The sequence below is a fragment of the Streptomyces sp. NPDC047043 genome, from assembly GCF_040644055.1.
Taxonomy (GTDB): Bacteria; Actinomycetota; Actinomycetes; order Streptomycetales; family Streptomycetaceae; genus Streptomyces.
In genome coordinates, this window is record NZ_JBEYVO010000083.1 from 1 (window position 1) to 8,987 (window position 8,987).

Sequence of the window (8,987 nt, forward strand, 5' to 3'; positions counted from 1 at the left end):
CTTGGGTTCGAGGTCGGCGAGGTGGGAGAGGATCGACGCCTTGCTCATCGGGTCCGTCGTGGGTGTGCTGGGGTGCCAGAACCAGCCGTCACTGACCGTCTGCCCCTGCATCCCGGCGTAGGTGTTGCCTGCCGGTGCGGTGATCCCGAGCGGCTCCTCGAAGAAGATCGCGTCGCTGAGGAAGGGAACGGACAGGCCGCCGATGTCGACCATGACGCAGTCCGGCTGGAGGGACTGCACCAGTGTGCGGATGCGCTGGTAGGAGACGGCCTGCTGGCCCATCTGCCAGGCGTAGCCGTCGGTGACGAAGATGTCTATCTTGCCGTAGCCGGTGAGGAGTTCGGTGATCTGGCCGAGGATGTACGTCATGTCGGCGGGCTGGATGGCCTCCTTGGTCCCGACGCCGTGGCGGGTGTCGTAGGCCTCGACGGTGTGGGTGCGGTCCCAGACGGAGAAGTACAGGCCGACCTTGAGGCCCTTGGCGCGGAAGGCCTTGACGTACTGGTCGACGATGTCGTGCCGGTACATGCTGTGGGCGACGTTCTGTTCGCCGTAGGCGGTGGGCCACAGGGCGAAGCCGTCGTGGTGCTTGGTGGTCAGGACGCCGTAGCTCATCTTCGCGGCGGCCGCGGCGGCGGCCCACTGGGCGCAGTCGACGGCGGTCGGGGCGAACAGTGCGGGGTCCTGGTGCGGGGCCGCCCACTCCTCGTCGGTGAAGGTGCCCAGGTTGAAGTGGTTGAACATGCCGAACCGCAGGTCGACCAGCTTGCTCAGCTTGTCCTGCGGGGTGGCGGTGGCTGCCTGGGCGAGGGTACCCAGGCCGGGGGCAACAGGCAGGGCGGAGGCGGCCACGGCGGCACTCGCGAGACCCATGAGCCGGCGGCGGGACAGACTTCCGGACACGATTCACTCCCGGTGCTTCGGAGAGAGGAGAGGCTGATGTGACCTATGAATCTCATCCGTGTGTCAGACAGGTCAACCCCAATGGAGGGATGAATATCAATGAACCAGGGGGTTATTAGTGGCAATGCATGGCAAATTAGGCAAACGAGCTGGGCATACATCGCATGTATGAAGGGCTGTGCTCCCGGGGTACCGCCCTGGGAGCACAGCCCTTCGGTCATGGTCACCTACGACGCAGGCCTCAGCTGCCACAGCTGGCCGTTGCCTCCGGTGGAGGCCCTGGCGATGACGGCGGAGCCCTGGCTGGAGGTGTCGCTGACGTCGGCCAGGTACCCGGTGGCCCGGTTGGCCAGGCTGAAGTAACCGCCGGAGTTGTACACGAACCGCCACTGCTGCGTATTGGCTCCGGTGTACGCGGACTGGTCGAGCTGGGTACCGCTGTTGCCGTCCGGGGATTCGAGGACCTTGCCGCTGTTGATGTTGACCAGCTTCACGTAGCCCGAGTCGACCGACTGCACGCGCCACTGCTGGTTGGTCGCGGCGGTGCAGACCCAGGTACAGGTCCTGCCCTTGTACGGCCACTGGATGACCTTCGCCCCGTCGGCCGTGGAGCCGCCGTTGACGTCCATGGCCATACCGCTGGTGCGGTTGGTCAGCGCGTAGGTGGCGCCTTCCACGGGGACCGGAACCAGGGTCCACGCCTGGTTGTCGCCGCCGTTGGCGGTCCACTGGATGACGGGTGCCCCGTCGGCCGTGGAGCCGCCGGACACGTCGGCGACCAGGCCGGCCTTACGGCCGAGGATCTGATAGGCGCCGTCACCGTCGGCCCGCAGCTGCCACTGTTGGTGGGTGCCGCCGTTGGCGCTCCACTGCTTGAGCTGGACACCGCGGCCGGTGGAGGCGTTGGGCACGTCCAGCACCTTGCCCGAACCGATGGCCGTGAGGGTCAGCCAGCCGGTCTGGTTCCCGGTGAGCTGCCACTGTTGGGCGCTGGAGGAGGTGTAGGCGGACTGGGTGATGTTCCCGGAGGAGTCGACCGTGAGTGCCTTCCCGCTCTTCTTGTTCAGGACGGCGTATCCGCCCGACGGAGCCGGGGTGCCGATCGCGGTGACCGACAGGTTGTCGAACGCCTGGGTCTGGTAGCCGGCCGTGCCCAGTCCGGCCTCACCCGCGGTGAAGGAGTTGTCGGTGACGCTGCCGACGGTGCTGCCGTCGATCCTCGCGGTGATGGTCGAGCCCTCGAAGGAGATGGCCAGCTTGTGCCAGCTGCCGGTGCCTAGCGCGCCGGCGGTGCCCGACTTGAGGGTGGTCAGGGTGCCGTCGGTGTCGTTCTTGACGATGGACCAGGCGCCGGTGTCGTCCGCCTGCAGGTAGTACTTGGCCATCTTCGCCGACTCGCCGGAGGGCTCGGCGCCCGCCCGGCCGATCACCTGCACCGCGCCGGACTGCGCCAGGTAGGCGTCGACGCTCACGGTGTAGTCGGTCCAGTTCGGGTTGCCCACGACGGAGTAGGGCGTACCCGTGTGGTTCCAGGTGATCGGGGTGGTGGGTGCCATCTGGCGTACGCACTGCCCGGACCGGCCGCCGGGGCAGGCGACGGTCTCGAAGGCGCCCTGCTGCTGGGCCATGTACTGCGGCTCGTGGCCCGGTGTGTCCGACTCGAAGCTGTTGCTGTACGGCAGTGCGAGGGGTGCCTGCGGCGGACTGGCCGCGGTGCCCCTGCCGGTGGTGGACAGGGTGGTGAACGAGTACGCGTAGCCCGGCTTGAGGGTGGCGGTGAACGAGCCGCCGTTCGGCGTGATGTCGGACTGCTTGACCCAGTAGTCGGACATGTCACCGGAGTTGAAGTTGCTCGCCCACACGTGCACCTGCGCCGAGGCGGGCAGGCCGCCGGTCACGGTGAAGGTCACGTCACGGGAGGCGGTCGCGTCGAGGGTCTCGGCGACGACGCTGTAGTCGCTGTGGTCGGGCGCCTGGTAGCTGATGTACGAGCCGTTGGCGCGGTTGCCGCCGAAGTACCCGGAGGCGGAGTCGATGTACTTCCAGCCCGGCGAGGTGACCTGGGTGGTGTGCGCGATCGCCCACATCGTCCTGCCCAGGTCGTAATACCCGGACCAGGGCTGGTTGGCGTAGATCAGCCCGGCCGTGGGCCAGGGCACGTTGTCGTAGATCGACCCGACGATCGGCCAGTTGATGTAGCCGCTCATCTTGCCGTCGAGGTACCCCCGGTTGATCGCCCGGACCGTCGGGGCGCCCCCCGCGTTGTAGTCCTGTGAGCCGTTCTCACTGGCCCAGAGGGTCTTGCCGGTGGCCACCGCGTTCGACGAACTCGGGCAGCTGCTCATGGCGTTGAGGTAGCCGCAGGGGTAGTGGGCTCCGACGATGTCCACGCTCGACGCGAAGGCCGGGTCCTTGAGCATGTCGTCGGCGATGGACCAACCGACCTGGTCGTTGCCGACGATCTGCGTCGAGTAGCCCGCCGTGTGGATGGCGGCGTGCAGGTTCTCGTAGAAGGTCTTGTCGTAGGCCTTCTCGTTCTGACTACCCCCCAGGTAGTCGATGGTCAGATGGTGCTGCGACGCGCAACCCAGCCAGTCTGTCAGGTAGTTGACGGTGGCGGTGGAGTTGAAGGTGCCCAGGTGGCCCGGGGCGCCCCAGGCCAGCGCGGCGAGCTTGATCTTCGGATTGCGGGCCTTTGCCTGCTCCATCAGCCACCACTCGTAGCCGCGGTCGCAGTCGAGGTCACCGGCGGCGTGCTCGTGGCTGGACTCGGAGCCGGAGGTGGAGTTGGTGTCGCCGCCGATCTCGACCTTGAGGATCTGCAGGGAGGCGCCGTATCCGGGCCTGAACAGGTAGTCGAGGATCTGGCTCCGGTACGGCTCGGGGTAGTCGATCAGCAGTCGGCTGTTGCCGCCGCCGCCGCTGATCGCCCCGACTCCGTCGAAGGTACGGCCGGTTCCGGTGCCGTCGATCGTGACGCTGTCGGACGCGGCGTGGGCGGGGAGCTGACCGACGGTCACGACGCCCAGCGTCGAGGCCACGGTCAGGGTCAGGGCGCTGAGCAGGGACCGCCAGGATCTGCCCAGGCGGGTTATGGGTTGGGACACTTTCCCGTCCTTCACTTGGTGCAAGGGGGTGGGGGCGAGGACGCCGGGGGATGTCGGGCGCGCGGTCGGACGCGGGCCGTGGGAGGGGGAGCGACGATGCCGACGGCGGTCATGGTCACGGTGCCGGCGAGCGCACTTCAGTGCCTGGTGGATTCTGTCAAGTTTCTCTCCTGGCCGCTCGCGGGCAGCGCGGGGCGCGGGTGCGGGTCGAGTCCTGCAAACGGGGAGCAGGACGGAACGCCGCCGCGGAGCAACGCGAGTGGGGCCACACACGATGCGTCGTACGCAGCGACGGCATGGGATGGATTAAGCGGCATAGGTCGGGCTTCTGTCCAGAGGTCGGCTCCAAGTTCCTCAGACAAATCACCTGTTGGGCGGAAGTTGATGCGCTCTGGCTGTGCATGACATGGGATGAATGGCTGCGGTGGACGAGGTGGCGGTGCGTCAGGTCCGGGGCGCCTCGGGTGCCAGCGGTGGACGCCGAAACGTGCCTGTCGCAGCCATTGACGCGGACACGGGAAGTGCTTAGCGTCTCCAACGGAGCCGCACATAACCAAACAATTAGCGAACCGTGTCATCGAAGGGACCTCGATGCTCCGACACGCCCTCGCCTGTCTGGTCCCGGTCGCCCTGGCCGTGCTCGCGCCGGTGGTCTCCGGATCTTCCGCCCCGGTGTCTCGGCCACCGTGGCCAACGCGACCCAGTTCACGGACTCCAGTCGAGCCGTCGTCGCACCCATGGCGGCGCAGCGATCGAAGTCGGCTCCGACCACTGCTGGTTCGGGCAGCACGTCAACGCCTCGCAGTACGTCTGACTGCCGCTGCGTGGGAGCCGCTCACCGCGCGCCACAGCGGCAAGTGCCTCGACGTGCTCGGGGGCATCGTCCGGTACACCTGCGACAGCGGCCTGAACCAGGACTTCTGGTCCAGGGACGCGGGCAGCCGATTCGTCCGACTCGCCGCCCGGCACAGCGGGAAGTGCCTGGACGTGGCCGACAACTCCACCGCCGACGGCAACCCGGTCATCCCGTGGCCGCGCGGCACCGGAGCCAACCAGCAGTGGCAGGTCAAGGACACCTCGGACGGCCGGCTCCAGCTCGTCTCACGAAGCAGCGGCAAGTGCCTCCATGTCTCCGGTGCCCCCACCGCGAACGGCGTCGAACTCATCCAGTGGCCCTGCGGCTCCGGCACCCACCTGGAGTTCGGGCACGGGTCCGCCTGACCGGCCCATCGGCCACCGCGGTTCCGGGTGCCTCCGGGAAGAGCCGCCCGGAACCCGACACCCCTGCCCGGCAGAGGAGTCCACCCGACGCCCCCTCGCCGTACCAGACCCTCCGCACCGAACGACCACCTGGCGTTCGCCAGCAGTAAGGAGTCCCTGTGGAGCACCCCCGCATGGACCGCAGACAGTTCCTGACCGCCGCCGCCCTCACCGCGGGAGCCGTGACCCTGCCCGGCGCCCTGTTCCCGGCCCCGGCTTCGGCCGCCCCGCCGCAGATCACCCTCCCCGACCGGGGCATCCACGACACGGCCCCCGCCTCCTCCTGGACGGACGGTTTCCTCACCGGCAACGGCGAGTACGGCGCCGTCCTGTACGGTGCGCCCGCGCAGGAGAAGGTGGTGTTCAACCACCACCGCCTCGTGCTGCCCAACGGCACTCGTGACCTGATTCCGCCGGTGCTCTCCGGCCGCCTGGACGGTGTCCGCGACAAGGCGCTGGCCGGGGACTTCACGGGCGCCAACAGCGACTTCGCGGCCGGCTGGACACTGCGCTGGACGCAGACCTACCACCCCGCCTACGAACTGCGCCTCGACACCCCGGGCATGACCACGGTCAACGACTACGGGCGGGTCACGGACTTCCGCACCGGCGAGGTGAGTTCCAGCTGGACGGACCAGTACGGCACCTGGACCCGTCGCGCCTTCGTCTCCCGGGCCGACCAGGTGATCGTCCATCAACTCCTCCCCGCCCAGGGCCGTACGGTCGACACCACGCTCAGTGTGAACACCGCCCTCGACGGCACCCCCTCCACCATCGGCTTCACCACCCGGGCCACGCTAGGCGACGGCTCCGGCTACCTGAACCTGCGCGGTACCTATCCGACGGGCCAGGGGGCCTACGGCTACGAGGGCGTCACCCGTGTGATCGCCACCGGCACCGACGCCACCGTGACGGTCTCGGGCTCCACGATCGTGGTGGCGCGGGCCACCGGACTGCTCCTGCTCACCAAACTGGGCCGTTACGAGACCTCCACCGGCTGGGACTCCGAGCCGCTGCACGCCCAACTGGCCGGGCTCGGCACCGACTACACGGCCCTGCGCTCCCGGCACACCGCGATCCACACCGAGCTCTACGACCGCTCACGCCTCGACCTGAACGTGTCCGCCGCCGACCGGAGCCTGTCCGTCAGCGAGTTGATCGCCCGTCAGAACGCCGACCGCTCCGTGGTCGACGTGGCGTTGCTCGAACGGCTCTACGACTCCGGCCGCTACCTCTTCGTCAGCTCCAGCGGCGTGCTGCCACCGCGCCTCACCGGCATCTGGACCGGCTCGTGGAACGGCGCCTGGGCCGACGACTTCACCACCGACGCCAACGTCAACTTCCAGGTGGCCGGCGGCAACGTCCTCGACCTCGGCGAGGCCATGCAGGGCTACTTCGACCTGGTACTGGGCCAGCTCGCCGACTGGCGCACGAACGCCAGGAACATCTACGGCGCCCGCGGCTTCCTCGCCCCGCCCCGCACGGACGGCGAGCACGGACACCTGCTCCACTTCCAGACCTCCTGGCCGGGCCAGTGCTGGACCGGCGCGGCCGACTGGCTGCTGTACCCGCTCCTGGAGCACTACCAGATCACCGGCGACCAGGCGTTCCTGAAGGACAGGCTCGGGCCGGCCCTGATGGAACTGGCCCTGTTCTACGAGGACTTCCTCACCCGCGAGGACTCCGGCGGCAAGGTCGTCTTCGTGCCCTCCTTCTCCATGGAGAACTCGCCCGGCAACAGCAGGACCCAGTTCTCCGTCAACGCCACCGGTGACATCGCGGCCGGCAGGCACGCCCTGCGGGCCGCCGTCGACGCGGCCGACGCGCTCGGTGTCGAGCAGGGCAGCGGCGAGGGCGTCGAACGCTGGACCGGGCTGCTCGGCAGGCTTCCCGAGTACCGGATCAACAGCCAGGGCGCGCTCGCCGAATGGTCCTGGCCCGGTCTGGACGACCAGTACAAGCACAACCACTGCCAGCACATGTACGGCGCCTGGCCGCTGCACGAGATCAACCCCGAGGACCGGCCTGACCTCGTAGGCCATGCCGCCACCGCCCTGGACCTGCGCCTCGACGAGACGTTCACGGCCCACGCCGACCTGCACCGCGCCCTGGCCCGCGCCCGGCTGAAGGACGGCGCCGGCGTCTCCACCAACCTGCTGAAGATCCTCGGCAAGAACATGGTGTTCGGGTCCTTCATGACCGCGCACAATCCCGACCTGGAGATCTACAACGCGGACGCCGCCCACGCTCTGCCCGGCGTGCTCGCCGAGATGCTCGTCTACTCCCGCCCGGGGGTGCTGGAGATCCTCCCCGCGCTGCCCGACCAGCTGCCGAAGGGCTCGATCAGCGGCGTCCTGGGCAGGAACCGCGTACGGAGCCACAGCCTCGCCTGGGACCTGGACGCACGGACCGCGAAGCTGAGCGTCACCTCCGCCGTCGACCAGGACATCACCCTGATCAGCCGGCGCGGCATGACGACCGTGGCCACCTCCGCGAGCGTCGCGGTCTCTCCCCTGGGCACTCACGCCAGGAAGGTCTCGCTGACGGCCGGCCTGCGGACGGACATCACGGTGTCGCTGCTCAGCGGCTGGTTCCGGCTGGTCAACCGGCGCAGCGGCAAGGTCCTGGACGTGTCCGACGCCGCCACCGCCAACGGTGCCGGGATCATCCAGTGGACCCCGACGGGCGGCACCAACCAGCAGTGGCGGTTCCTGCCCGAGCCCGACGGATCCTTCCGGATCGCGGCCCGCCACAGCGGCGAACTCCTCGACAGCCCCGGAGGATCCGGGCAGGGTGCACAACTCGACCAGTGGTCCGACACGGGCGGGGACAACCAGCACTGGCGACTGGTTGACGCGGGCGGCGGCTACCACCGGCTCGTCAACATCCGCAACGGCCTGTGCGCGGACGTCGAGAGCGGCTCCACGGACAACGGCACCCGTGTCATCCAGTGGCCCGCCGGCGGTGGCACGAACCAACAGTGGCAGGTGGTCGCCGTGTGAACGGCCCTGGTCCCGCGTGCTCTGCCGTGCCCCGGACAGCGCCCGCCTGGAGGACTGCCGTCGCGACCGACCTGCTTCAGGTCGGCCGCGACGGCATCGGCTGTGCGGGAGGTACGACCGGTCTCCGGCGCGAGACCCGGTCGATGAGGAAACGGTGTCAGAGGGCGATGATCTGCCACTGCTGGCGTGTGGCGCCCGTGTAGGTCTGTTGGTCGAGTTTGGCGCCGTCGGCGGTGGAGCCGTCGGTGACGTCGAGGGCCAGTCCGCTGAATCGGTTGGTGAGGAGGTAGTAGCCGTCGCCGGTGGGGGTGACGGCCCAGTGCTGCTGGGGTACGTCGTCGTCGCTCCAGATGCCGGCGGTGGCGGCCTCGGCGCGGGAGAGGCCGCCGATCTCGAGGAGTTTGCCACTGCCGACGCCGCGGATCTCGTAGTAGCCGTCGCCGGTGCCGGCGAAGGTCCACTTCTGGTTGGCGGTGTTCTTCCAGGGCCACTGCAGGACGCCGGTGCCGTTGGCCGTCCCCGCGCCGGAGACGTCGGCGCTCTTGCCGCTGTGGCGGGCGGTGAGGCGGTAGACGGTGCTGTCGCCGGGCAGGACGCGGGAGCGCAGCGCGGGTGTGGTGGTGCGTGCGCCGATGCGGAGGTTGCCGATGTTGGCGTAGTCGCCGGTGGCGGTGTTGACCTTGATGCGGACGTATCCGACGTCGCGGGCGGTCCA

The 8,987-nt window shown here is 68.9% G+C and carries 5 protein-coding genes; 2 read left to right on the forward strand and 3 right to left on the reverse strand.

Annotated features, from left to right (window positions below; translation table 11 throughout):
* Together ABZ880_RS54230 and ABZ880_RS54235 are read right to left on the reverse strand one after the other, a co-directional pair.
* The coding region (locus ABZ880_RS54230; RefSeq protein WP_361279379.1) for an alpha-L-fucosidase at window positions 1-873 on the reverse strand (873 nt) is incomplete at its 3' end.
* Window positions 874-1,130: 257 nt separating this feature from the next.
* Window positions 1,131-4,010: an RICIN domain-containing protein gene (locus ABZ880_RS54235; protein WP_361279370.1), complete on the reverse strand. Its 2,880-nt coding sequence runs from the start codon at window positions 4,008-4,010 to the stop codon at window positions 1,131-1,133.
* Between the two features lie 591 nt (window positions 4,011-4,601).
* Here ABZ880_RS54235 and ABZ880_RS54240 point away from each other — a divergent pair.
* Entirely contained in the window at window positions 4,602-5,231 is a 630-nt protein-coding gene (locus ABZ880_RS54240; RefSeq protein WP_361279373.1) for an RICIN domain-containing protein, read from the forward strand.
* Between the two features lie 173 nt (window positions 5,232-5,404).
* Complete coding sequence (locus ABZ880_RS54245) at window positions 5,405-8,272, forward strand: RICIN domain-containing protein (protein WP_361279375.1); 2,868 nt, start codon at window positions 5,405-5,407, stop codon at window positions 8,270-8,272.
* A gap of 157 nt (window positions 8,273-8,429) precedes the next feature.
* Here ABZ880_RS54245 and ABZ880_RS54250 read toward each other — a convergent pair.
* On the reverse strand, window positions 8,430-8,987 hold a 558-nt coding region (locus ABZ880_RS54250), incomplete at its 5' end, for an RICIN domain-containing protein (RefSeq protein WP_361279377.1).

Excerpts from the sequence above, each read along its gene's own strand:
- ABZ880_RS54245 (WP_361279375.1), top strand. The coding sequence starts at position 5,405 with ATGGACCGCAGACAGTTCCTGACCGCCGCCGCCCTCACCGCGGGAGCC.
- ABZ880_RS54240 (WP_361279373.1), top strand. The coding sequence starts at position 4,602 with ATGCTCCGACACGCCCTCGCCTGTCTGGTCCCGGTCGCCCTGGCCGTG.